We start from the raw sequence: 25,412 nt of genomic DNA, 5'->3' as shown, positions 1-25,412 counted from the left end.
GAAAAACGCAGTGGCGATCCGGCAAGTCAGGACACCAGGCACCACACCGACTCTGCAGTCAACCCCCGAAGGACTTCGAGTGTCGACCACTAAGCTGCGGAGTTTCGACGAGCTGATGGCCGAGCTGTTCGCGCCGGCGGAGCTGCTGCACCACGACCGCTCCTCGTTCGTCCGGCACGGCGAGAGCTGGGTGCCGTACCCGTTTCAGCAGCACCTGCACCACCTGCCCGCAGCCCGTGCCCGAGAGTGCCTGGACGATCTCGCCGCCGCCCAGGCCCGCGGCCGAGCCCCGGCCGAGGCGGACTTCGCCTCGTGGCTGGAGGGGACCTACGGACCCGGCCTGGTGGAGGAGTTCTTCGGCCCCTATAACCGCAAGATCTGGGCCACCGACCTGGCCGATATGTCCGCCTCGTGGATCGCCGAGCGGATCGCCCCCTGCGACACCGACGCGCTACGGAGAGCACTGGACGCCGGTCCCTCCATCGTCCAACCGTGGGGCCCGAACGCCGAGTTCGCGTTCCCCGCCTCGGGCGGGACCGGCGCGATCTGGCGACGGCTCGCCGACCAGCTGAACGGAGATGTCCGCACCAGCAAGGCCGTCGTCCACATCGACCCGGCCTCGCGCACCCTGCTGACGGCCGACGGCGCCCTCATCTCCTACGGACGGCTGGTCGCCACCGGGGCGCTCGACCAGCTGATCGCGATGACCGCCGGGACGCCCGACGACGTACGGCAGGCGGCGAGCGCCCTGCGCCACACCACCGTCGCGATGGTCGGCCTCGGCTACCGCGCGCCGACCACCGACCGGCGCTCGTGGCTGTACTTCCCGGGAAGCGAGGCGCCGTTCTACCGCGCGACGAACTTCTCCGCGTACGCGCCGGCCAACGTCCCCGGCGCCGACCCCGGCCGGTATTCGGCCTGGATGACGGAGACCTCCCTACCTCCGGGCAGGCTGCTGGACCGGGCGGGCCTGGTCGAGGAGTGCGACGCGGCCCTCCGCCGCTGCGGCCTCGTCCCCGAGTCTGCGGAGCGAGTCAGCGGACACGTGGAGCTGATCCCGTATGCCTACCCCGTGCCGACCGTCGGCAGGGACGCGGCGCTCGCACTCATCCAGCCGTGGCTGGATGAGCACCGGATCTACTCCCGCGGCCGGTTCGGCACCTGGCGCTACGAGATCGGCAACATGGACCACGCCGTCACCATGGGCCAGGACATCGCCCGGCGGATCGTCAACGGAACGCCTGAGCGGATCTACACCGCACCCGCCCGCGCCACCGCAGGAGCCGGCCGTGCCCGGTGAACTCGTCCTGGACGCCCACGCCGTGACCGGGCGCCTGCTGCTCGGCGCCGCACCGGACAGCGCCGCCGCTGTCAGCGAGCTCCTCGCCCTGGGCGTCACGCACGTGCTGGACTGCCGGACACCGCGCCCGGCACCGCCGCCGGCCGCCACCTGCCGCGACCTGGTGTGGCACTCGGCGCCCACCGAGGACGACGGCGCCTCGCGCGGCGCCGACTGGTACGCCGCCTGCCTGGCCTTCGCCGAGCTCGCCTTGCGCGAGGACGGGGCCCGGCTGTACTGCCACTGCGCGGCCGGGGTCAACCGCTCACCGGCCGCCACCTACGCGATCCTGCTCGGGCAGGGCTGGGCACCGGCCACCGCACGGTCCCGCATCCTGACCCGCCGCCCGCAAGCACGCCCCCGCTACTTCGAGGACGCCGACCGGTGCCTGCGCGAACTGGGCATCGCAGAACAGGAGACACCGTGATCCGTGCCAGCCGACTGCTCGTCGCCGCCTATACCGCCCGATCCGTCTACGTCACCGCGTCCATGGCCCTGTCCTGGCGCTCCATGGGGGCTGAGGCCGCCCGCGCCGAGCACACGCCGACCGAACAGGCGCCCGCTCTGACGGTCATCGTCCCCGCGCTGCGCGAGCAGGCGGTGATGCCCCGCTCGCTCGCGCACTTCGCCGATCTCGCCGCCGAGTGGCCGCAGCTGCAGATCGTGGTCGTCACCGCCGAGCGGGAGGCGGCCGAGACCCCCGAAGGGCAGCAGACCACCGATCAGCTGTGCCGGGACCTGGCGAAGACCCACAACGACCTGCTGGGACGCCAGGCGTTCCACGTCGTGTCCTACCCGGGACAGGGACGGCGGGCCTCCCAGCTCAACCACGCGCTCGCCGCGCTGGACAAGCTGTTCCCGCCGACCGGGGACGACTACATCGCGGTCTTCGACGCCGACGCCGTCCCCGACGCGCGCCTGCGCGCCCACTTCGCGCAGGCCGCGACCGGCCGGCCCGCGATGATCCAGCAGCCGATGCTGCCCGCGTTCCCCGCCGGCTCCGGTGGGCGGCGCTCGGCCGTGATGTCCGGCCAGGATCTGGCGGCCTTCCGCCGCACGGTCGGCATCGAGTACCGCCGGATCAAGGTGGCCCACTGGTGTGCGCCCGGCTGGCGCGGCGCCCTGCTGGCCGCGCTCGCACGGCCGATGGTCTACGGGGTGGGCTCCGGGCTGATCGTGCGCCGAGACAAGATCGAGGACATCGGGTTCTTCCAGGAACCGCACGACGACCTCGCGGTCGGCCACCGCCTGAGCATGGCCGGCGAGCCGATCGAGGTGCTGCCCTCGGTCAACATCGTCGAGCCGTACCAGAGCGTGGCGAGCATGGCCCGCGCGTTCAGCAGCGTCGCCTTCGCCAACGCCGCCACCCGCCACGACTACCGCTTCGCCGCCGCCCGGCCCACCCGCCTCTCGCGCACCGGACAGCGACTGCTGGCCGCCCGCGCCCTGGCCGACGGCGCCGCCTGGGCGCTGGGACCGGTCGTCATGACGGCCGCCGCCGCCCACCTGGCGGCCAGGCGCGAACACCGGCCACTGGCCGCAGCCGCCCTGCTCGCCGGGATCATCGAGCCGGCCGTCGCCTACCGGCTGCGCGGCCGGCTCCTGGAGGACTTCCGCTCACCCGGCAAGACCGACACCGCCTGGCAGCAGCCCGCACCCGCCCCGGCCGTCGCCACCGCCCTGGTGCAGCCCGCGGTCAGCGCGCTCGGCCCGTGGCTTCTCGCCCTGCGCGCGAGCGCCGCCCAGCTGACCGGCCGCGACCTGCGCTTCACCAAGACCGAGCACCTGGGCGAGATCGCCCACTGAGCTGTGAGGAGCACCCCTTCCATGGGCGATCTCGACACCGGCTGGGCCGTGCCCACCGACTTCCCCGACACCGGCTGGACCCCCGAGTCCATCGACCAGCACCTCGCCCGCGCCCGCGCCGAGATACCGGCCTGGGACGACCCCCAGCAGACCCGGCTCGGCTTCGCCATGGCCGCCCCGCACCCGCAGGCCGTGCGCACGCTCGGCGACTGGTCGGCGCTCAACACCAACAACGTCGGCGTCCACACCCGCTTCGGCGAGGGCAAGACCGGCACCCGCCGCCTGGAGAAGGAAGCCCTGGCCGCCCTCGCCGGCCTCTACCGCGCCGGAGCCCTCGACGGGCACCTGACCAGCGGCGCCAGCGAGGCCACCCTCGCCGCCCTGCGCATCGCCCGCAACCTGCTGCGAACCGCGGGCCACCGGACGCGCGTGATCACCTCGGACCTGTGCCACGCCTCGGTCGCCAAGGCCGCCGAGATCCTCGACCTCGACCTGGTACGCCTGCCCGCCGGACCCACCTGGACCCTGACCCCCGACCAGGTCCGCCAAGCCGCCGCCGGCGCCATCACCGAAGGCGTCACCGGGATCATCGTGGTGGCGACCGCCGGGTACTACAACAGCGGCTTCGCCGACCCCGTCGACGCCATCGCCGCCCAACTTCGCGACCTCGCCTTCCAGCACCCCGACCAGGTCCGATTCTTCCTGCACGTCGACGCCGCCCACGGAGGCTTCGTCTTCCCCTTCACCGCGCCCGATCTGCCCTTCGACTTCCGCAACCCCGGCGTGCACTCCATGGCCGTCGACCCGCACAAGGCCGGCCTGATGCCGTACGCCTGCGGTGCCCTGCTCGTACGCAAGGGTCTGCTCGAACATGTCACCCGCATCGACCCGCACACCCGCATCCCGGACGAGACCGTCCTCGGCTCACGCCCCGGCGCCACCGCGGCAGCTCTGTGGGCCACCCTGCACACCCTGGGCCGCACCGGCTACACCAGCATCGCCGTCCGTTGCCTGGAGCGCCGAGACCAGCTTGCCGCCGCGATCCGCGCCGCCGACCCTGACGCCCGGCTGCTGCCCGCCCCGAACGCGCCCGTTGTCTCGGCCGCCTTCAGCCACCCGGGGGGACAGCTGCCGCCCGAACTGTGCGAGCGTCACCGGCTCGTCCCCCTCACTCTGCCCGACCCTGATAAGGAGGGCGAGCGGCGCCTCTTCTACCACTTCTACGCCTCTGCCTCCTTGACGGACGAGCAGATCACCGCGTTCGCCGGGCACCTGGCCGACGCCTGCGCGGCGGCCCGCGCCGCCGGGTCCGCCGACGGGACGGGTCGGAGCATCACCTCCGAGGTGGTCGCCGACATCCGCACCCACACCGACTGCTTCCGTCACTTTGTCGTCCACCCCGAAGACCGGCGCGACCCCGGCGTCCCGGGGTACTCCTTCCACACCTTCACCCAGCGCAGGGCCACCGACGAGCAGATCCAGGACACGCCCTTCGGCCGGGCGCGGGCCGGCGGCCCACTGTGGGTCTACGCCCCCGATCTGAAGGCCCCGTTCGCCAACGAGCTCCTCGGGGTCCGCACCGACCACTACTTCCTGGAAGTCCTCGACCGCCACCAGCAGCAGCTGTCCCTGGTCGGCGCGATCCACGCCACGATCCTGCTGCCCGGCACCTTGCGCGTCCTGTTGAACTTCGAGTCCGACGGGACGTTCCGCTCCGCCGAGTACAAGGCCCTGGGCACCCGCGGCGCCGACGAACTGCAGGTCTTCCCCGACGCGATCACGGCCAAGATCGGCAAGCACGCGGCAGGGTTCCGTCGCCCCCGCAGCGACGACTACTCCTTCTCCATCGACACCTCCGCCGAGATCACCGTCCGCCTCGCCGACGGCGCCGCACCGCCCACCGTGGTCACCGCCCGGCACAACGCCGATGTGCTGCTGCCTCGCCGCCCACACCTGCGCCGCGAACAGTTCCACCGCTTCCCCAACCGCTTCTTCGACACCGAAGTGGACATCGAAGCCGGCCGGGCCTGGACCGGCGCCGCCTACCTGCCCGAACTCCTCGCCCCCACCCCCGTCGGCACCGTGCTGGCGGCCCGCTCCGCCACCGCCGGACTGTGCACCGTCGACGGCCGCCTCACCGACACCGGCGTGCACCTGGCCCTCACCCCGCTGGCCGAGCCCCGCACCGACGCCATCGAACTGGCCGCCCCCTGGGACCTCGGTCGGCGTCTGCACGACGCCCTGCCCCGTCTGGACGTCCAGGACCCGGCCCGCCTCAGCATCGAGCAGGTCATCGACTTCGCCGAGAGCGTCCACGAGGTGTTCACTCGCGATGGTCTGCCTGCCGACCTCGTCGTCGCGGGAGCCCGCCGATGACCACACCCGTCCTCGACCACGCCGCCGCCAGCCGCCTCATCCCCGGCACCGGAACCCTCAGCGCACGGCCGCTGCCCCAGGGCCGCTTCAACACCTGCTGGCACCTGTCCGGTTCCGGCCGCTCCTACCTTCTCAAGGTCAACCACCGCGAGGGCGAACCGCACCTTCGGCGGATGGCCGACGCCATGACCGACGCCGCAGCGCGCGGCGTCGCCGTCCCGCGCGTCCTCGATGTCGGCCACGACCGGGACCTCGGCCCCTACCTGCTCCAGGAATGGATCGAGGGCCGGACGTTCGCCGAAGCCCGCGAGGCCGACGCCGTCGACCCGGCCCTGTGGCCCGCCCTCGGCCAACAGATCGCCCTCCTGCACACCGAACAGGTCGCCGCCGCCGCGACACCGGTCTCCCGCACCCGCCAGCTCTCCGACCTCCTCAGCCAGGCCGACCGGCACGCGCTGATACCCGACGACCTCGCGGAGGCCGCCCGTCGGCGCGGCACCCTGCTGGCCGAACGGCTCGGCGAGCAGTTGATGGTGAATACCCATCAGGACATTCACCCCGATAACATCCTCATCCGACCCGGCGGCCAGATCGCCCTGCTCGACTTCGACCACGCCACCACGGCGGAAGACGCCAGCGACTTCGTCAAGATCGACCGCTGGTGCCTCACCTCACCCGAGGACCGCCGACTGCTGCTGGACGCCTACTGGCAGCAGCGGGGCCGGCCGGCAGACCCGAGGTTCGAGCAGCGCCTCGCCTTCCACCGCCTTGTCATCCACCTCTCGTACTTCCTGTACTGGCACGGCCGCGACCCCACCCAGATCCCCGGGTGCACAGCGGCCCTGCGCGACGAACTGGAGTAAGCACCAATGACCGCGACCAAGCCCACCACCACCCCGGCCCCCGCACCGGTCGTCGGCCCCGGCGTCCAGGTCGTCGCAGCCCTGCTGCGACGCGGCGACAAGATCGTCCTCGTCCAGGAACAGCGCCACGGCCAGGAGATGTGGTCCATCCCCGGCGGCGGAGTCGAACGCGGCGAACTCCTCGGCGAGGCCCTCATCCGCGAAGTCCTCGAAGAGACCGGCCTGCGCCTGACGACGGTCGGCCCGCTGGCCTACCTCGTCAACACCACGACCGCCCGCTACCCCTCCACGGTGGTCCTGACCTTCGACTGCACCGACTGGGACGGGGAGATCGCCGTCCACGACCCGGACGGCAAGGTCACCGGCGCCGTCCTGCTGCCGCTGGACGAGGCCAAGAAGGTCCTGGCCTCCTCCACCGCCTCCCGCCCCGAGATCGAACCCCTGCTGGACTACCTCGACGGCTCCTCCGCCGACCGCGTGTGGTCCTACCGCGACGACCAGCCCGCCGACTGACCTGCCCGGGGCAACTCGCCCCGGGCAGCTGGGAGAACCCATGACGCTCACCCGCGACCTCGACTCGTCCATAGCCGCGCTCGACCCGCTCGGCGCAGACCCGGTGATGCGGGCCCTTCCCCAGGCCAACATCGCGGCCGACACCGCCTGGCTCCGCACCCGGGCCATGAGGCTCTCCCAGCACGCCGGTCGGATCCGCGACGCCGCCCCCGCCCGGGCGGCGTTGCGGGACCTCGGAATGCTCGCCGCCTCCCTCGCCCGCCACACCGGCCGGCCCGTCCCGCCCCGCAGCGTCGAGGCGGCCTTGCTCCACCTCGGCGCCGTCGCCGACGAGGTCCCCCGCGAGAGCGTCTACTCCTACGCCACCCGCAACCCCCGCGGGCCCCGGCGGCGCTCCTTCACCGACACCCCCGGCGAGCACCTGTTCATCGACGAGGTCACCACAGCCAGCCACGCCCTCGACGCCGCCATCATCCACGGCACCCAACTGGCCGAGGCCGGCGACCAGCACGCCGCCGACACCCTTGCCGACCTCGTCCACCAGCGCCTCCAAGCCTTCGCCGCCCACCTTCTGACCGTCAAGCGCACCCTGACGCCGCAGTACTTCACCGGCCAACTACGGCCGTACTACCCGCCGCTGGACATCGCCGGGCACACCTACTACGCGCCCGGCGGCGCCCAGATGCCCTTGCTCGTCCTCGACGTCATGCTGCTGAGCCAGGCGGCAACCGGCGAACTCGCCTCCTGGTACGAGCAGTACCTGGACGACAACACCCTCTACCTGCCCCCGCACCACCGCGCCCACATCGAAAAGGCGCGCCACGCGCCGGGACTCGCCCGCCTCGCCCAGCAGCACCCGCACCTGCGGCCCGCCGCCGCCCTGCTGATCGGCGACCTGCTGCGGTTCCGCCTCCCGCACCGCCAACTCGCCCGCGCCAACATGGCCGTGCGCGACGACGGCTCGCTCGGCAGCGGCGGCTACACCGCCGCCGCGCTCGACCAACTGCTGGCCGTCACCGAAAGCGCCCGCGCCCTCCTCAACCCTGGGAGTCCCGTGTGAGCACCGCCTCCTCCATCGACACCGACTTCCCGCCGTTCCCACTCGGCGCCCAACGCTCCGCGCTCGCCGACGCCCCGGCCGTGCCGCCCGAGCCCGTCACCACGCGGGTCCGGCTGGCCTACCCGAGCCGGATCAACGCCATGGCCCTGGACTCCAGCAAGATCGTCCCCAGTCAGGGGGCCTACCTCGCGGGCGAACTCCTCTTCGCCTGCGACCTGACACGCGACGTCGAGATCGACATCGTCGAGGACGGCCCCGCCGTGCAGACCGCCCCGGACTGCGACCATCCCGTCCTGGCCCGGCACGCCGCCCTGCTGATGCGTTCGGCGCTGGGCATCCGCGAACGCCTGCGCGTGCGGGTCACCGCCCCCGAGTTGCCCGCACACCTGGGCCTGGGATCCAGCAGCGGCCAGATCGCCGCCGTGGCCGCAGCCGTCAACGAGCTTTACGGCCGACCCGTCACACCCCGACGGCTCGTCAAGTTCCTCGCCCTCAACCACGGCGAGGAGATCGACGGCGAGGACCACCGCCTCCTGCCGGTCCAGTGCCTGGGAGGCTCCGCCGCCGCCGGACTCATACCCGGCGCGGCCCAGGTCATCGCCGGATCCCACGTACCGCTCCTGCAAGCCGGCCTGCCCGAGGACATCCACATCGTGCTCGGCATGCCGAACGACCCGGTGATCTGGGACGCGCGGGCGAGCCTGGCCGCCGAAGCCGCCCACTTCGACGCCTTCACCGCGACCGGCCGCACCTACGGCCCCGAGATCGCCTACCGGCTCCTGCACGAAGCCTGGCCCGCCCTGGCCGACGGCGACCTCCGCCCGCTGGGCAGCCTGCTGTTCGACTACCGCTTCCGTATGGGAAGCCTCGCCAACTGCGCGTTCTCCCACCCGGACCTGCTGGCCACCGGAGAGAAGGTCGAACACATCTTCACCGACCGCCTCGCCGAAGTCCTCACCCTCTCATCGGTCGGCCCCACCTTCGCCGCTCTCACCCGCACCCCCGAGGCGTGCGAGCTGGCGTTCGCCGACGCGGGCCTGGACACTCTGCGCTGCCGCCCCCTCAACACCGGCTACACCCTCAGCAGCCAGGGCGTGCGGTGATGCGAGAACGCCCTGCCCGCACCGGCGCCTACTGGAACGACCAGGCCACCGTCGCCACGTTCACCGCTCTCGCCCCGCCCGCCTACCTGACCGAACTCCTCGCCTCACCGGCGCCCGACGGCGCCATGGCCCTGGACGCCGGCTGCGGAGCCGGCCGTAACCTGCCCGCCCTCCTCGCAGCCGGATACCGGGTCCTGGCCGTCGACCTCCACCCGGGCATGCTGGAGCAGGCCCGCAAGCAGCACGCCGGGCCACGGACCGCCTTCGCCGAAGCGAACGTCACCAGCCTTCCGCTCGCCGACCGGCAGGCCCACCTCGTCGTCTGCCACGGCGTCCTGCACAACCTCCACCACCGCCAGGACCTCGCCGACGCTCTGCGAGAGCTGCACCGCGTCCTCGCCTCCGGCGGAACGCTCTCGCTGAACACCTTCACCGCCGCCCACCTCGACCCGTGCCTGGAAGCGCTCGCCGACGACGTGTACGCCCTGCCCAACGGCCAGCACATGACGCTCCTGGACCCCGCTGACCTGCTCGCCCTGATCCGCGCCGCGGGCCTGTCCCCGCGCGGGCCGGCCGTGCAGTACCTCAGCCCGGGCGACCCCGGGCAGCGCTCCGTGTGGCGCGCCACGCTCACCCGGCCATAGCCGCGCGGAAGGAATCACCGTGCTCCTCGTCGCAGCCACCACCGACACTCCCACCGACCGGGACGTCGCCTTCACCCAGCTCGCCGACCCCGCGCCCGGGCCCGCCCTCGTTCTCGCCGAACACAAGCTGCGTGACCTCGACTGGCGCCGCCCCGACGGCGGGCAGCTGAAGTGCGCCGCCGGATCGGTCCGCGTTCCGCTGTGGGCCTGCCACCTTGACCAGGCGGCCGGCGAGGCCACCTTCTTCGCCACGGTGCAGTGGCGCCCGGACGTCGCCATCCTGGCACGCTTCCTCCGCACCACGCCGCCCGGCATCGATCCCGCCGAACTCGCCTCGTGGGCCGCTGAAGTCGTCCAGCGGAGCGCGCTGGTCAACTTCCCCGTCCCGCGCCCGGGCCAGCGCTCCTCCGAAGGCCCGGAGGCGGAGGCGAAGATCACCCTCACCGGCCCGGTCAACCCGCTCGTCGTCGCCCGACTCCTGCGCGACCACCTGCCGGCCACCGGCGTGCCGGTCTTCGGCCCGACCGTCCACCGGCGGATCCTGCGCTCGGACCTCTACCTGCCGCCCGGCGGCGGCCGTCGCGAGTACGCCGCGCTGACCCCACGCCCCGACGGGACCTGGTGGGCCAAAACCAAGGTCCTCAGAGACGGCCGACTCCACAAGAGCATCCGTCCCGCCGACACTCGCGAACACGCCCTTGCCCTGGTCGCCGAAGCCCTCGGCCACCCGGACCTCGTCCACGCCGGCGAGCTCAACCGGACCACCTGGGACCTGCCCTCGCCGACGGACCGGGACGGCCACTGGTCCACCGTCACCGTGGACACCACCACCCTCGCCCCGCATCCCGGCGCCCTCCAGCAGGTCGAGATCGAATACGGGGCCTGCTTCACCGCCGCCCCCGTCACGGCCTCCGCCGCCCGCATCGAGCAGGCCGTGGCCGAGACCGCCGACCGCGTCGCCGCCGTGCTCACGGCCCACCACATCCCGCACACCCGCAACGGCCAGAGCAAGATCGAACACTTCCTCGCAGCCGGAGACGCCGATGCCCGCCAGTGACCAGGCCGTACCCGCAGTCGAAGCCCTCCTCGACGGCAACGTCGAGGCCACCGCCCTCGACCCGTGGTGCGGCGAGAAGACCACCGTCCGACTCAGCGGCCTGACCGTCGATGTGCTCGCGTCGACCAGTGCGGCAACGGCCTACGTACGGCGCCTGTTCACTCCCGCCAGCGCACTGTGGAACCCCGGCCCGGCCGAGACCGCCGGCCCTGCGATGACGATGCGCTGCCTCGCCCTGCCGCAGGCCCACGTCACCGCACTCGCCGAGCGCGTCCGCAGACAGGCCGCTGGCTCCCCGCGCCACGTGCTGATGCACGTCCACGCTCCTGCGGCATGGCACCAGATGCCCGCCGGCCCGGTGTTACTGACGGACGCGGGTATCGCCCCGCAGGTCATAGTCCGTCACCCGGATGGCTACACCGTGATCACGTGCGACGGCGCCGACGCGACGATGAACGTCGCCCGGCACCTGCGGGAGATCGGCTACCGCCGGGCCGAGGACGACGGCTGGGTCTGTCTGCACGCCTCGGGTGCCACCCTCGACGGACGCGGCGTCCTCATCGTCGGCGACTCCGGTGCCGGCAAGTCCAGCCTCGCCCTCGCGCTGGCCGCAGCCGAGAACGGTGCGTTTCTCTCCAACGACCGCACCATGATCACCACATCGTCGGGCGTCGAACCCCGGGCGGTCGCGATGCCGGGTCCGATCCGGCTCAACGGCGGCACCCTGCAAGCCCTCGGCTTCGATGACGCCCGCCAGTGGGACCTCACCCGTCCCAAGCCCGCCACGGACACCGACTGGCAGACCTTCCACGGTGCCAGCAAGCTGCACATCCTGCCCGCCGAATGGCACGAGCGCACCGGCACCCCGCTGGCGCCGACCACGACGGTGGAGCTCGTCGTCTTTCCCCGGATCGTCCAGGACTCCGAAGAGCTCCACCTCCAACCAGCGCGACCCGGCGCGGCGCGGCAGCTGCTGGCCGCCCAGTGCATGTCGCCGGGCGACGACGTCTACGTCCACGACTGGCTCGGGATCCGGACCGGAAGCGCCGAAGACCTGGCCGGCAACGGAGCCCGTGCCCTCGACGTGCTCGCCGGACGGCCCGCGCTGAGCCTGAGCTTCGGCACTCGCACCCCGTACGCCGCCGTCACCGCGGCCTTGCGCGCCACCCTTGACGACCAGACGCCACGGACATGAGCGGCGCCGCGATCCCGCCGACCAACCGACTCTTCCGACTGCCCGGCGCGGTGATCAAGATCTACCGCGAACCCTGGCGCGCATACACGGAGAAGGCCGCTCTGCAACGGCTCGCCGAAGCCCGGATACCGGCCCCGACCGTTCTCGGGGCCGCCCACGTCCGAGGCCGCCAACTCCTGGTCCTGCGAAGGCTTCACGGATTGACGGCGGGAATCGGCGAGGAGGCGGCACGGCACGTCATCACCTACCTGCAGACCGTCCACCAGCTCACCGGTCCCGGCTTCGGCCGACTCAGCGACCCGTCCGTGGCGAGCTGGGGAGAATATCTGCGGGCGCGCCTGGTCTCCTACCAGGACGCGCTCGCCCGCCACGGACTCCACGACGCCGCCGGCACCGCCGAGGTGCTCGCGAACTCCCCCCTGCCCGAACCGGCCGCACCTCACCTCCTGCACAACGATCCCGAGCCCGGCAACTTCCTGCTCAACACCACCGAGACCGCAGGCCTCGACTGGGAGCTCGCGATCTACGGCGACCCAGGCCTCGACTACGCGCGAACCGGCCACGCCCTCGGCATCCGCCCCGCCCGCCTGATCCGCATCCTCGCCGACCACGGCATCCCGCACTCCGCGGAGAACCTGGCCGCCTACCGGTCAGTTCATCTGCTCGGCCGCCTCATGTCCGCGGTCACCGCGAGCCCGCCCGACCCTGCCGCGGCCCAACGCCACGCGCGCGACCTTGCCGCCAACACCACCTGACAATGCCGACTGTGAGGCCCACATGCAGACGCATCCCCGCCGCAACCACACCAGCACACCCGCCAGCCGTCAACAGTCGGCCGGAGACGCCACGCACGAGGCACTCTCCACGACCGTGTCGCCGGACAATGACTGCCCCTCGCCGGGAACCTGCGACCACGGGACTCCGCCCGCAGACCTCGGCCGCTACGAAGCGGTCCTCTTCGACTGGGACGGAACCCTCGTCGACAGCCACCCGCTCAACTTCCGGGGCCTGTCAGCTGCCTGTGCCCACTGGGATCTCACCATGGACGAGTCGTTCTACACGGCTCGGATCGGCACGTCCGGCGCGGAGCTGATCAACGAACTCGCCGTAGCGGCCGGTACCGCGGTGCCGGTCGACGAGATTGTCGCCCTCTGCCTGGAGATCATCCTCGGCGAGATCGCGGACTTGCGGACCTACAGGGCCGTGGTCCGGATCGCCGGGTCCCTGCACGGCCGAGTTCCCCTGGCCATCGCCTCGGGCGGCGCACGCCGAGCCGTCCACGCCGGCCTCGACGCCACAGGCCTCCGGCCGCTGTTCGAGGACATCGTCACCGGCGAGGACGTCCCGCGGGGAAAGCCCGACCCGGGCCTGTTCCTTCTGGCAGCCAACCGCCTCGGCGTCGAACCCTCACGCTGCCTGGTCTACGAAGACTCTCCCGAAGGCATGCAAGCTGCCCACGCCGCCGGCATGCGCGCCGTCGACGTCCGCTGCTTCCGCAACAACTGAGCCGTATCGGCCACCAGGCCCCAACCGAAGCCCGCACCTCGAGGAGCTGACCACCGAACTGTTCGAGCGAATACGCGGCGAACGGCTTCTTCCCGACCTGCGGCTGAACACCCTGCACGCTATGCAGCGGGCCGTCGCCGAGCTGGGCTACTGCGAGCCGCCCCGGCGCATGACCGGGCGCCACTCGGCGCGGGCGACCGGCGGAGCACAGGAGTGGGCTCGGTGGGTGGAGCGCTGGTACGACACCTCCACACTCACGCCCCGCGTCCGCGGCAGCATCCGCTCGACCTTGTTCAAGGTCGGGAGGTGGCTGGAGGCCGAGCATCCCGAGGCCGACGGCCCGGCGAGCTGGACGCGCCAGACCTGCGCTGCCTGGATCGCCGCGCTGGACCGCATGAAGGTTGGCGACTACGTCCAGCGGACCGTCGGTCTGGAGGACCGCATCGGCAAGCCGCTGGAGGCCCCCACGAAGGCGACCCAGCTCAGCGCGGTGCGGACGTTCTTCCGGGACTGCCAGGAGTGGGAATGGATGCCCAGACGCTTCGATCCCCAGCGCGCGCTGGCCACCCCGCGAAGCGTCAGCGCGTTGCTCGGTCCGGACCCGCGCGTGATCGCCGACGAGATATGGGCGAAGCTGATGTGGGCGGGGCTGAACCTGCAGGAGGACGATCTGCCGCAGACCCAGTCCGGGAACTTCTACCCGCTCGAACTGGTCAGGGCGGTCACCCTGACCTGGCTGTTCTCCGGTCAGAGAAGTGACGAGATCGCCCGGCTGCGGGTGGGCTGCATCCGCTGGCAGCACGACGGGACCACCATCGCGGGTGACTCGAAGCAGGTCTTGGCCCGTGACGCCGTCTGCCTGCTGGACGTGCCGACCCACAAGACCGGCACCGCGTTCACCAAGCCAGTCGATCCGATCCTCGGCCAGGCTCTCGAAGCGTGGCAGGCGATCCGTCCCGACCAGCCGAAGTTCATCGACCGACGCACCGGCGAGTTGGTGGACCAGCTGTTCGCCTTCCGGGCCCGGAAGGTCTCCTCCGCCTACATCAACAACACCGTCATCCCGATGCTCTGCCGCAAGGCCGGCGTCCCCGCCGCCGACGTGCGCGGGAACATCACCAGCCACCGGGCCCGCTCGACGATCGCCAGCCAGCTCTACAACGCGAAGGAGCCGATGACGCTGTTCGAGCTGCAAGCCTGGCTAGGCCATCGCTCGCCCCAGTCCACCCAGTTCTACACGAAGATCAGCCCGACCACGCTGACCCGAGCCTATGACGACGCGGGGTACTTCTCCCGCAACGTCCGCACGATCGAGGTCCTGGTCGACCGCGACGCGGTCACCTCCGGCGCCGCCGCGGCCGGCGAACCCTGGCAGCACTACGACCTCGGGCACGGCTACTGCACCTACACCTTCTTCGAGCAGTGCCCGCACCGCATGGCATGCGCGCGCTGTGACTTCTACACGCCGAAGAACTCCAGCAAGGCCCAACTCCTTGAAGCGAAGAGCAACTTGCAGAAGATGCGGGCAATGATCCCCCTGAGCGAGGATGAGCAGGCCGCCGTCGATGACGGCCAGGCTGCCCTCGATCGACTCCTGGACCGACTCGCCGACATCCCCACCCCGGCCGGACCGACGCGCCAACAGCTGGACGTCCCAGCGAACGTGACCCTCCTACCAATCGTCGCCGTCCGGCAGGGCAAAGCACCACAAGCTTGACAAATCTGATTCCACAGAATGATCGTGAAGCCCTTGCCGATCGTCGATGTGCTCCACCGGAACTGACGGCGCCCTCCGGCGCCGCCGACTCGGCCGCGCTGGAGGAACCGCACGGGCGTTAGCCTTCCCCGGTGACAGAGACTATCGTCGACGCGCCCGACGCCTGGCGCATGCTCGCTTCAACCAGTGACGTCGAGCGTAGAGTGGGGCTCTCGTGGCTGTCCGGGCTTGGCTTCAACCGTGCGGCACCTGTTGACGTGCTCCTTGACCTCCTGGACGCTGACGAGCCCGGTCTCTTGTGGCGCGAGGATCTGCCAGCTGACGTTCTGGACGCGGCGGTCGTCCACACTGCGAGGCGTGTACGCGCCACCGCCGCCGAATGCGGCCACCTTTCCGAGGATCAGTGGGAGCGGCTGATCGCCACCGCGCAGAGTCCGCGCGAGCGAGAGCTGCTGATCGAGTTCGCAGGCGAAAGTCTGGCAGCACGACGGCTCTCGCGCGGCGGTCGTGGCATCGGACGCGCTCCGCACCCCGATGCCACACCGCCTGCGACCCCCGGTGAGATCGCGGCTGCGGCGGCTGAGGTACCCGATATCGATCCGGATGGCCAGACGACCGCGTTGTGGTGGATCGGTGCCCTCCACGAAGACGCCGAAGCCATGCGCCAACTCGCGGCTTCACCGAAACTGCTTGTGCGTCGTAGCGTTGCGCGAGCTGCACACCTGCCCGGGGATGTGGCTGCCTTGCTCGCTCGCGATGAGGACCGCGTTGTGCGACTGTTTCTCGCCGAATCCTGTGACGATGCCCCGCCAGAGATGCTCCTGGAGGTCGCATCCTGGTGGGACGGCAGCCTCTCCTTCCCGGGACGGCCGCGCAGCCACCCGAACTTTCCGCGCGAGGGCCTGCTTCGCTACGCAACCGACCCGAACCCACGCCTACGGGCACTCGCACTCCACGACCGCACTGCCACGGACGCTCTGATCGAGCATCTGAGTCTGGACGCAGACCCGCTCGTTCGCATGGCCGCCAGCGAGGACCGCCGGCTCTCGTCGGACTCGCTGCGACGGCTCACCACCGATCCGGACCAGGGTGTGCGCCGACGGGCCTGGATGAACCCGTCCCTGCTGCCGGATGCGCTCGTGAGACTCCTTCTCGACGCCCACAGCGCCGAATACGCTGCCCACAACCCTCTCATCCCGATTCCGGTCATGCGCCACATGGTCGCCCTCGGACGACGTCTGTCAACGCCACAGGCTCGATGAGCCAACGACGTAACTGCAACTCGCACCCTGATATTGCGTGCACCGGACCGTACGGGCTTGACAGATCAGATTCCACATAATGATGCGGTTGACGTGTCCTTCTACGACGCCGGAGCTCCAGGGGAGGGTGAGCCCTGCGATGACGGCCGCGCGGTCGCGATCGATGCCTGCGGCGAGGGTATGGAGGCTGGGCAAGTCGTCCTGGCGGACCGCATCGAGCCACTGCGGAAGCCGTTCACCCTGGCGTTCCGTCAGCATGACGGCGAAGGAGCGGACGTGCCGGGTCAGGGCGTCGAGCTCGGGGCAGTGGGCCATGACGGTCTTGAGCTGAAGCTGTTCGGCCTCGGACAGCGACGTGGGCCGTCGGAGAATCCAGCCGGCGACGGTGCGGGGCGATGGCGGTTGCGCGGTCACGGGCCGCGGGGAGGTTCGCTTCCGCCGCAAGTAGGCGCTGACGCGCTGGTAGCTGCCCTTGTAGCCGAGCGGGACGATCTCCTCCCAGAGTTTCCAAGCGTTGGTGCAGCCCTCGTCCCAGCGGTCGTCGAGGTAGGGCTTGTACTCGTCGAGGACGGACGGCCGGCCCTGCCACTGGCCCCGGAAGAGATCCTCCGGGTTTGCTGTTTCGGCCAGGAGCTTGACCGTTCGCCAGGTCATCCCGAGCTGCCGTTGGACGGCACGCTGGCTGTGGCCCGCGGCCAGCAGGGCGTGCACCGCGGCATGCCGGGCCCGGGTGCGGTCGGCGAAGCGGAAGCCCGTCGGCCAGGGCTGATCCGTGTTCTCCTCCTGAAGTACGGGTTCGGCGATAACGGCCGGACTTGGAGCTGGAGTTACCGCGTGGAGGCACTGCCGGTGGCGGGCGACGGCCCGCTCGGCCGCTTCGCTGAGGTTGTGCCACAGGTGCCAGCGGTCCGCGACCTGGACGGCCTGCGGCGCTCCGGCGGTGGCGCCCTCGGCGAAGAACGGTGCGCGGTCGCGGCAGACGACCTCGATGCCAGGCCGCTGGGCCAGCCAGGCCGCCAGGCTCGATGCCTCCCGGTCGGGCAACAGGTCCACGGGCCGGCGGGTCTCGGCGTCGACCAGTACCGTCCCGTAAGCACGTCCCTTGCGCGTTGCGTACTCGTCGACGCCCACCACCCGCGGGCTCGGCGGGTCCGGATCGGGGAGTTCCCCGACCATCCGCAGCACCGTGCTCCGGCTCACCGACACGCCGAAGACTCCGGCGAGCCGGGCACCGGCCCGTCCGGCCATCGCCAGACCGACCGAGGCGAGGGCCACCCGCAGCCGTTCGGTCCACCGGCCGTGGCGCCGGGTCAACCCCGCGATCTGCTCGACGAAGGTCCGCCTCCCGTACGACGAGCTGACGCACACGAAGCGCCGCACCCGCAGACTCAGCCGCACCCGTCTCCCGCCGACCGGCCCATCGACGGGAAACCGCAGGTAACAGCTGTGCACCCGAGTCGACCAGCCCCCGCACCCCGGGCAGTTGTAACCCGCCGCCGAGGACTTGACCCTCACGTCCACCGACTCGACGTCCACGTCGACCGACAGCACCGCGACACCCTCGACTGACGGAAACAACAGCCCCTCCAAGCGGGGCACCAGATCGTCCACGGTCCCGCACTGTCGACCACCGCGGCCCGGCCGCTGGCGATTTTCAGGCAACTTCCGGCGACGACCACACCGCCGATTCGTCACTCACCGTGCATAGACCACGGAAGTTGAGCCAGAACCCAATCCCGTGAACAATGCCAGCTCGTCGACAGCGGCCGCCGGGTCGGCGCGGAATGCCCGGGCTTCGGCGGCGGCCTCGGCGAGGACGTCTTCGTCCAGGTCCTCGAAGGCCTCGCGCCACGGAGCGGCCGCAGCGTCGAAAGCGGCCAGGGCGGCGTGCAGCTCGGCGTCGAGGGCGGCGGGCGACCACGGCAGCGGGGTGCAGGGCGGTCGGATGGTGGCGGACAGCACCCGCCCGGCACCCGGGGCGAGCCCGCGCCGGGTGGCGCTGCTCATCCGGCTGCTGGCGCCTCGGCGGTCCGGCCGGCGTCGGTGGCGGCCTCGAGCTCGGCGGCGAGCACCTCGAGTTCGCGGGGCAGGTCGCCGAGCACGCAGGCCGGGAAGGCGGCGGCGATCGCGCAGACGGCGATCAGCGGCATCCGCTCGCCGGGGTGGAGCTCGGGCAGGGTGCCGGTGGTGTGCGAGGCGCCGAGCAACCCGTCCGCCGCCAGCGTGTAGCGCAGCTCCTCGGTCAGCAGGCCGTCGCTGCCGGGGATGATCTCGCGGCTGCTGGCCTGGACGATCGCCTCGGCCACCCGCTCCAGCAGCCGGCCGTGCTCCTCCTCGCCCTGGCGGCCGGCCAGCTCGCGCATTCTCTGGGGCAGATCCGCGTTGCGTGAGGATTCGAGGTGAATCGATGCAGCTCAGCAGCAATGCTGAGGACGCTATCCGGTGCAACAGGTGTTGCGCCATCCCTCGCCGGAGTGATGGGCCGGCCGAGTGGTGGACCGTCTTCGAATCAGGTGCGGCGCGTCTGCCCTCGGAGGTGGGCGAAGACGGTGTCCGAGCCACGTGAAACAGTCAGGCCCCTGACCACAGGGGCCGAGGAAAGGAGGAACGAGCACGTGTTGCCGGAGATCGTCGGACGCGATGAATTCGCTGCTCTGATCATCAGAACCGACTACGACGATGAGACGGCATGGTGGGCGATGGTGGCGAAGGTTTCTCGGCCGTGGGGGTCTGGCAGCGAGTATGAGGCCGATGTCCACCTGGTCGACGACCCGGCCTGGGTCGGGGCGACGCCTGAAGCAGTCCTCACGGCGCTGAGGTCGGACGAGGAGCTCAGCGTGGTCTTCGTCGCCGACAGCACCACGATGCAGCGCCGATCCCGAAGGCATCCTTCGCCCCGCGAGATGAAGCCGCCGGCAACTCGCCGACGGCGTGTGATCGCGCCCAACCGGCCGTCAACTCACGTGCGGACGCACGCTGCACGGGTTGTGCGTTCGCCCTGTGACTACGGCTGGTAGTCGGTGAGGTTGAGCCCCTTGGTGATCTCGTTCCCGTCCACCCAGAACGTGCCCGTGTTGCCGTACCTGTCCCACGCGACAATCCTCGGGGTGTAGTAGACGTGCCAGTTGGTCACCGGCCCGTTGGGGATGTGCCATCCGTCGCCGCCGGTGGTGGAATGCACCCATGTGAAGCACAGGTACTGCTCTGGATATGACCTGTCGTAGATCTTCGCGGTGTCCCACCAGTGGTTCCCGTCGGGGAAATTGACGATCTGCCCGGTGCTGTAGTTGTGCGGCTCGCTATACCAGGCATAGCCGCCGTAGAAGTTCCCGCGATCATTGTCGGCAGGGATGTGGGCCGAGAAGAGACCGTCGTAGCCGGAATCACTGAAGTGGCCGTGCACCCGGAAGGTGACGAAGTAGTTGTCCGGCTCCTTCAGGGACAGGTAGTAGTTCCAGGCTCGAGTCGTCACGAACCGCGTGTTGTTCTCTTCCTCGGTCGACGTGCGCGAGTAATCCCAGCTGATGTTGTCCTTCGTGTACGTGACGGCCGCCCGGGGGTTGAGCGTGACCTTGCTGTTGTACGCCCCGTCCTGGGAACTGCTGAAGGTGTCACCGTCCTCCGAGTCGGTCCTGACCAGGACGCCGATCGCCTTTCGGCTCACTCCGGGTGAGCAATAGACGTAGAACGTGACGTGCTGGGTTCCGCTGTCTCCGGTCGCGACTTCGGCACGCTCGCCCGCTCCGCCGGGGATGCCGGTGAACTCGTTCTCGGTGTCCGTGTAGGACCAGCCCGACTGGCCGTTCCAGTGGAGCTTCGACTCGTCGACGTAGTCGATGAGCCACAGATTGGCGACCAGGTGCCCGGGGTCGACCTCGATGAGATCTCCGCACTCGTCGGTCGGCGTGATGCTGATCGTCACGCCGATCCTGTTCTGCCCGTTCGCGTAGATTTCGCAGTTCTGATCGCCACTCGTGAGCGTCACCGAGAGCTGCGACACACCCGTCCACGTTGTCATTACCGTCCCCTTCGTTCGTACGAGATGGTGCAGGGTGCGCGATGCCCGGCGACCGGAAATCCGGACTACTCCCGTCACACCCGCAATTCCCGGGCTCGCCGTCGAGGCGCCGTTCCCGTCACACGTGATGTCACAGCGGAGCCCACCAGCCCCTGATGCGGCCCGTCAGGTCCAGGGGACCCTCATTGGGCATCAGGAACACCTGCGGCCGATCCGCGGCAACGCGAAGGCCTTCCAAACCGCGTACGTCGATCTCCAGCCAGTGGCTGAACCGGGCGCCCTCATGGGGGTTTTGCACGAGGATCCGTGAGGTCGCCCTGTCGGCCTCGTCCTTGGAGACGCGCCAGTCGACGCCCTTCTCGGCGTCCTCGACGATGCCTCCTTGCGCGTGGTCCGTCAGATACTGCCCATGGCCGTACCGCGCATGGCGGTTCACGGTCGATGCGTTCAGCGTGCCACTGTCGATGATTCCCTGCTGTCCCTGCGCGTTCGTGTAGTGATACATCCGCCGGTCAGCTGGCGCGTCCCGGGTGGGCATGGGCCACGCAGGGCGTTGCCTCGCAGGCCGGGGTGCACGCCCCCGGCCCATCCCGCGCCGGCCGCCGTTTCCGGACATGACCAGGTTGTCCTTCTGCGCCGGATAGTGCTCGGTGAAGCTGTAGGTGCGGGTTTCCGAGGCGATGTCCTCGGTGGCCTGAGCGCCCTGTGCGGCCTCCGCCGTTCCCTGTGCGGCCAGTCGGGAGGAGCCTCGTGCGGCGGCGGTGCCGATTCCCGCACCGGCCAGGCCGGTGCCGAGGGAGACCCATCCGAGGATCGAGGATGCCTTGGGGGATGCCTCTTCCAGTGCCCCGCTGGCGATGGAAGTGACGTCGGAGACGACGCCCACCGCGCCGACGGCGAGTTCGACGGTGGAGGCGGCGCCCAAGGCGGCCATGACGCCGCCGGCCGCCGCGATGGAGGCGCCGGCGGTGAACACGGCCAGGCCCACGCCGAGCACACCCATCCCGATGCCCAGCCACGCCATCCAGCTGAGGTGCCCGGTGGGGTCGGTCCGGTTGACGGGGTCGCCGGCGCAGTAGGCGTACGGGTTGATGCCGCCCGCGCCGAAGGGGCTGAGGGAGTCGGGGGCGTTGAACCGCATGAGGGCGGGGTGGTAGGCGCGGTAGCCGTTGCCGAGGTGGGAAAAGCCGGTGGCCGGGTCGGTCCGCTGGCCGTCGTAGCCGAGGACGCTGCCCGTCTCCCCGACCGGGCGGGCGCCGTAGGCGGTGTAGGCGTACTCCTGCGGGTTGTGACCTGCGGTCGACACCAGCACGGTGCCCTTGGCGTCCGTGCCCAGCAGCAGGTTCTCGTCCTGGCCCGCCGCGGTGCGGTGCTGGGCCACGCACTGCGGGCCGAGCAGCAGGAGCCGCGTCGTCCGGTCGCCGGCGATCACGGTGGCGAGCTGCCCCTGGCGGTAGTACAGCGTGCTGGTGGTCCCGTCCGTCGTCTGGGTCAGCAGCCGGTCCAGCGGGTCGTATCCGTAGCCGGCTGCCGCGCCCACCGACCGCAGACGGCCCAGGGCGTCGTAGGTGAGGGCGCGCCCGGCGTCGTCGGTGATCAGGCGCCCGGCGAGGTCGTAGCGCAGGTCGGTCGTGGCGGGGAAGGAGGCGTGGGTGTGGCGGATGCCGGTCAGCTGGCAGGGGTCGGCCCGGTTCCCGTACAGGTAGGTCGCCGTGTCCGACCCGGCGGCGAAGGTGCTGTCGCAGCGGGTGACGTTGCCGTAGGCGTCGTACGTGAAGGTCTGCCGGGTGACGGGGTTGCCGCGCTCGTCCTCGGGGGGCGAGTCTCCGGTGCAGATGTAGGTGAGGAGTTGGTTGCGGCTGCTGTAGGAGAAGGTTTCGTCCCGCAGCGTCTTTTCTCCGCGCGTGAGGGTCCTGCTGCTGAGGAGACCGTTCTGCTGCCAGCTTTGTGTCAGCGTCCACGTGGTGCCCTGGCTGTCGGTGACCGCGCGTTTCACCTCGCGGCCGAAGTCGTCCAGGTCCAGCGCCGTCGTCAGCGTGTGCTGGGACTGCTTGTCCTCGGCCGTCCACCGGGTCGGGCGGCCGGCGCTGTCGTAGGTCAGCGTCACCTGGGTGGCCGGGTCCTCGATCCGGGTGACCCGGCCGAACGTGTCCCGGCTGACGGTCTCGGTGGCGCCGTCCACTCCGGTGTAGGTCTGCGCCAGGCCGCCCGCGGTGTAGGTCCACTGCGCGCCGCGGGCGCCCTGGCCGGCGAGCGCGGTGGTCTCGGCGCGCGGCAGGCCCGAGGGGTAGTGGTCCCGGGTGATCGTGACCTCGCCCTCGCGGGCGGTGGTCAGGAAGCCCGTGACCGGGTCACGGGTGTACCGCTGGGTGATCGCGCCGGCCTGGACCTGGGCCAGGGCGTGGTCGAGCTGGGGGATGTACTCGTAGCTGGTGGTCTGCTGGTCGGGCGCTGTGACCGAGGCCGGAAGGGGGTCTTCGGACGCGGCGTAGCAGTGGGTCCAGGTGCGTCCGCCGGAGGTGCTGCTGGTGAGCCTGCCCAGGCCGTCGAAGCTCTGTGTGCCGTACGAGGTCTGGTTGAGCGCGATCGCCTCGATCAGTGCGGCGGGGGATGACGGCGCGTAGGTGCGGGTGATCGTCGTGTCGTCGGGGAGCGTGGTGGTCGCCGGCCGGCCCCGGTCGTCGTAGTCGTAGCGCGTGGTGTTGCCCAGTTCGTCGGTCGTGCTGCGCACTCGGCCCCAGCCGTCGCGCTGCAGCTCGCTGGTCCCCGCGGGCTGGCCCCGCAGGTCGAACCGTGCCACGCTCACCGGCTCTCGCCGTGTGTTGTACGTCGTCACCTGTGTCCCGGTGACCGGGGTACTGGGGTCGAGCAGTTGGGTGGTGGTGGTCTGCTGGATCGGGTCGGTCACGACGAGGTGGCGGGCGCCGTCGCCGGAGGTCGTGACCGACACCTGACCCCAGTCGTCGTACGTGTAGGACTGGGTCAGCTGGACCGGCCCGCCGCCGCGGATCTGGTCCATTTCCGTCATCGACGACAGGCGGCCCTGCTCGTCGTAGCCGAGGGTCCGGACGGTGTACCAGGTGCCGTCGCCGTCGGTGTCCTTGCGCTCGTACCGGATCGGCCGGCCGAGGCCGTCGAGGCTCTCCCGCAGCACGTTGCCCACCGTGTCCGTGGACGTGACGACGAACGGGGCGCTGCCGCCCGTCTCGTACGTGACGGTGTCCGTCGCCCGGTACTGGGGATCGTCGGCGTTCCGGGTGTGGGTCATCATGCGGCCGAGACCGTCGTAGGTCATGGTCGCGGTGTTGCTGTTCGGGTCGGTGGCGGACAACAGGCGCCCGGTGAAGCGCGAGCGCGTCTGCGACCGCGTGAGCGTGAGGCCGTCGTGGCTCGTCAGCGTGTGCCGCTGGACCAGCGCGTCCTGTTCCACCGAGAAGGCGAAGTCGTGGGTGGCGGCGTACGCCGGGCCGTTGCCTCCGCTGGGGTACTCGGTGTCCATCAGGCGGGTAAGGCGGCCGAGTTCCGTTCCCGTGGCGTTGTAGGCGAACGTCCTCGCCGACAGGAGCCGGCCGTCGGCGTAGCGCTGTTCGCCGGACTTCAGCACGGCGGCGCTCACCCGCGGATCGGCTGTGGCCTGGAGCTGGTGGTACCCGTACGTCACCTTGTGGACGGGCGTGTCGAACCCGGTCTTCGGGGGCGTGCGGGTGACTGACCGGAGCAGGCGGGTGAACCCGTTGGGCTCTGGCGGGCAGTCGGAGCCGCTTCCGCTCGCCGGATAGTAGGTCCACTCGGTCTGGGTGCCGTCAGGATCGACCTGGCTCTGGGGGTTGCCCGCTTCGTCGAAGGCGGTCTCGGTGGTCTCGGAGCGCGCGTTGTGCTGGGGGTCGGTCCAGGTGACCGTCCGGCTCCTCGGGAGCTGGAACTGCGCCGGCTGCCGGTCGAACGGCGTGCCGACCGACGCGTAGTAGTCGGATTCGACCTTCCGCGAGTATCCGTTCTGCCGTGTTTCCTCGCCGGTCTGCAGGTGGTACTGGTTGTAGCTCCGGATCGTTTCCGTGGTCCGGCCGTCGCAGGTCCGGGACTCGGTGGAGCCATACGAATAACTGGTCAGCACCTCGTAGAGATTGTCCCGGTCGGGATCCCACGCGGCACCTGAGTGGCCACCGAGGAAGTTGTGGTCGGTGTAGCTGTAGTCCACCTCGATCTGCGGCTGCCCGCCGCCCGGATACCGGACGTAGCGCGTCACACGGGGCAGCGCCGGAAGATTGGCGGAGGCCGGGAACTGGTGGCCCGACCCGTCCTGGGGGTAGTAGGCCGTCTCGGACATCCCGCCCGGCGAGCTCACCCCGGTGATCCACGAACCCCACACCCCCTGCCGGCCCATGGAGCTGGAGGTGAAGTCCCAGACCAGCGGCGCGTCCGCGCCGAGGCCGAAGTGCTGCACACCGGCCAGCAGGCCGTTCTGGAACCGCAGCTCCACGCTGTAGCCCTCGGACTGCCCGGGCAGCACGTTCAAGGTGGCCTTGCTCTTGCCGGCGTAGTTCACGGTCAGCAGCGTGTCGGTCTCGTCCGTGACCCCCAGGAGACGCGGCTGCGGACCGGTCGTGAAATCCCACGTCAGGGCCAGGGAATGACCGGTGGGCGTCAGCAAGGCGGTGGGCACCTTGAGGCTGAACCCGTTCTTGGGCCCGGTCAGGATCTCCACATCGCCGGACTTGTGCACGACACGGTAGGAGTCCGATTCCTTCGCGACGTGGACCGTGTCGAGCTTCTTCTGCAGCAGGTTGACGTTCCCGCCGGCCCCCTGGGTCTTGAGGTGACCCCCGCGGTGTGGACACACCTGACAATGGATCTTGTCAGTCCAGGAAGGTGAAGATCTACATGGCGAGGCCATCGAAGTACAGTGCGGAGTTCCGGTCGGACGCGGTGGCGTTGTGGCGGGCCTCGGCGGGA

21 protein-coding genes are annotated in these 25,412 nt (G+C 70.6%); 16 read left to right on the top strand and 5 right to left on the bottom strand.

The features are described from left to right. Window positions 1-79: 79 nt before the first annotated feature. The 15 genes from AB0J08_RS36770 (at window position 80) to AB0J08_RS36700 (ending at window position 16,441) form a co-directional block, all read left to right on the top strand. Window positions 80-1,300, top strand: coding sequence for an amine oxidase (locus AB0J08_RS36770; RefSeq protein ID WP_360642880.1), 1,221 nt, complete (start codon window positions 80-82; stop codon window positions 1,298-1,300). Next, window positions 1,290-1,766: a hypothetical protein gene (locus tag AB0J08_RS36765; RefSeq protein WP_360642877.1), complete on the top strand. Its 477-nt coding sequence runs from the start codon at window positions 1,290-1,292 to the stop codon at window positions 1,764-1,766. Before AB0J08_RS36770 ends, AB0J08_RS36765 begins: the two co-directional genes overlap by 11 nt. After that, the gene (locus AB0J08_RS36760) at window positions 1,763-3,145 is read left to right on the top strand and encodes a hypothetical protein (protein WP_360642874.1); all 1,383 of its coding nucleotides are present in this window, start codon (window positions 1,763-1,765) and stop codon (window positions 3,143-3,145) included. The genes AB0J08_RS36765 and AB0J08_RS36760 overlap by 4 nt, the downstream gene beginning before the upstream one ends. A 21-nt stretch (window positions 3,146-3,166) precedes the next feature. Further along, window positions 3,167-5,521, top strand: a complete 2,355-nt coding sequence (locus tag AB0J08_RS36755) for a pyridoxal-dependent decarboxylase (RefSeq protein ID WP_360642871.1) — start codon at window positions 3,167-3,169, stop codon at window positions 5,519-5,521. Then, a complete protein-coding gene (locus AB0J08_RS36750; protein WP_360642868.1) occupies window positions 5,518-6,384 on the top strand; it encodes an aminoglycoside phosphotransferase family protein in 867 nt (288 codons plus the stop codon). The genes AB0J08_RS36755 and AB0J08_RS36750 overlap by 4 nt, the downstream gene beginning before the upstream one ends. A gap of 6 nt (window positions 6,385-6,390) precedes the next feature. Further along, a complete protein-coding gene (locus AB0J08_RS36745; protein ID WP_360642865.1) occupies window positions 6,391-6,897 on the top strand; it encodes an NUDIX hydrolase in 507 nt (168 codons plus the stop codon). 40 nt (window positions 6,898-6,937) lie between these two features. Continuing rightward, window positions 6,938-7,957 carry a monodechloroaminopyrrolnitrin synthase PrnB family protein gene (locus tag AB0J08_RS36740; protein ID WP_360642862.1) on the top strand — a complete coding sequence of 340 codons (1,020 nt, stop codon included), beginning with the start codon at window positions 6,938-6,940 and terminating at the stop codon, window positions 7,955-7,957. After that, window positions 7,954-9,060, top strand: a complete 1,107-nt coding sequence (locus AB0J08_RS36735) for a hypothetical protein (RefSeq protein ID WP_360642859.1) — start codon at window positions 7,954-7,956, stop codon at window positions 9,058-9,060. The genes AB0J08_RS36740 and AB0J08_RS36735 overlap by 4 nt, the downstream gene beginning before the upstream one ends. Further along, window positions 9,060-9,704 carry a class I SAM-dependent methyltransferase gene (locus AB0J08_RS36730; protein ID WP_360642856.1) on the top strand — a complete coding sequence of 215 codons (645 nt, stop codon included), beginning with the start codon at window positions 9,060-9,062 and terminating at the stop codon, window positions 9,702-9,704. The genes AB0J08_RS36735 and AB0J08_RS36730 overlap by 1 nt, the downstream gene beginning before the upstream one ends. A 19-nt stretch (window positions 9,705-9,723) precedes the next feature. Beyond that, window positions 9,724-10,761 (top strand): hypothetical protein, encoded by a 1,038-nt coding sequence (locus AB0J08_RS36725; RefSeq protein ID WP_360642854.1) that lies wholly within the window; start codon window positions 9,724-9,726, stop codon window positions 10,759-10,761. Continuing rightward, window positions 10,748-11,956, top strand: a complete 1,209-nt coding sequence (locus AB0J08_RS36720) for a hypothetical protein (RefSeq protein ID WP_360642851.1) — start codon at window positions 10,748-10,750, stop codon at window positions 11,954-11,956. The genes AB0J08_RS36725 and AB0J08_RS36720 overlap by 14 nt, the downstream gene beginning before the upstream one ends. Continuing rightward, entirely contained in the window at window positions 11,953-12,711 is a 759-nt protein-coding gene (locus AB0J08_RS36715) for a phosphotransferase (protein ID WP_360642848.1), read from the top strand. The genes AB0J08_RS36720 and AB0J08_RS36715 overlap by 4 nt, the downstream gene beginning before the upstream one ends. Before the next feature lie 22 nt (window positions 12,712-12,733). Beyond that, a complete protein-coding gene (locus AB0J08_RS36710) occupies window positions 12,734-13,462 on the top strand; it encodes an HAD family phosphatase (RefSeq protein WP_360642845.1) in 729 nt (242 codons plus the stop codon). A 121-nt stretch (window positions 13,463-13,583) separates the two neighbouring features. Beyond that, window positions 13,584-15,179, top strand: coding sequence for a site-specific integrase (locus tag AB0J08_RS36705; protein WP_360642842.1), 1,596 nt, complete (start codon window positions 13,584-13,586; stop codon window positions 15,177-15,179). A gap of 131 nt (window positions 15,180-15,310) precedes the next feature. Next, window positions 15,311-16,441, top strand: a complete 1,131-nt coding sequence (locus AB0J08_RS36700; RefSeq protein ID WP_360642839.1) for a hypothetical protein — start codon at window positions 15,311-15,313, stop codon at window positions 16,439-16,441. On the opposite strand, the gene AB0J08_RS36695 is transcribed toward AB0J08_RS36700, so the two are convergent. From AB0J08_RS36695 to AB0J08_RS36685, 3 genes are all read right to left on the bottom strand, one after another. Continuing rightward, entirely contained in the window at window positions 16,421-18,052 is a 1,632-nt protein-coding gene (locus AB0J08_RS36695; protein WP_360642836.1) for an ISL3 family transposase, read from the bottom strand. The genes AB0J08_RS36700 and AB0J08_RS36695 overlap by 21 nt on opposite strands. 84 nt (window positions 18,053-18,136) lie before the next feature. After that, entirely contained in the window at window positions 18,137-18,448 is a 312-nt protein-coding gene (locus AB0J08_RS36690; protein ID WP_360642833.1) for a hypothetical protein, read from the bottom strand. Then, on the bottom strand, window positions 18,445-18,804 hold the full coding sequence (locus tag AB0J08_RS36685; RefSeq protein WP_360642831.1) for a hypothetical protein: 360 nt from the start codon (window positions 18,802-18,804) through the stop codon (window positions 18,445-18,447). Before AB0J08_RS36685 ends, AB0J08_RS36690 begins: the two co-directional genes overlap by 4 nt. Window positions 18,805-19,056: 252 nt before the next feature. Here AB0J08_RS36685 and AB0J08_RS36680 point away from each other — a divergent pair, with 252 nt between their 5' ends. Next, window positions 19,057-19,458: a hypothetical protein gene (locus AB0J08_RS36680; protein WP_360642828.1), complete on the top strand. Its 402-nt coding sequence runs from the start codon at window positions 19,057-19,059 to the stop codon at window positions 19,456-19,458. Here the strand turns inward: AB0J08_RS36680 and AB0J08_RS36675 are convergent. Then, the gene (locus AB0J08_RS36675) at window positions 19,446-20,363 is read right to left on the bottom strand and encodes a hypothetical protein (RefSeq protein WP_360642825.1); all 918 of its coding nucleotides are present in this window, start codon (window positions 20,361-20,363) and stop codon (window positions 19,446-19,448) included. The genes AB0J08_RS36680 and AB0J08_RS36675 overlap by 13 nt on opposite strands. 226 nt (window positions 20,364-20,589) lie before the next feature. After that, window positions 20,590-25,299, bottom strand: coding sequence for an RHS repeat-associated core domain-containing protein (locus tag AB0J08_RS36670; RefSeq protein WP_360642822.1), 4,710 nt, complete (start codon window positions 25,297-25,299; stop codon window positions 20,590-20,592). Window positions 25,300-25,412: the final 113 nt, after the last annotated feature.

This window comes from Kitasatospora sp. NPDC050463 (assembly GCF_040655255.1).
GTDB lineage: Bacteria > Actinomycetota > Actinomycetes > Streptomycetales > Streptomycetaceae > Kitasatospora.
Note: the sequence above shows the minus strand (reverse complement) of the source record. Positions and strands in the feature narration are given on the sequence as shown.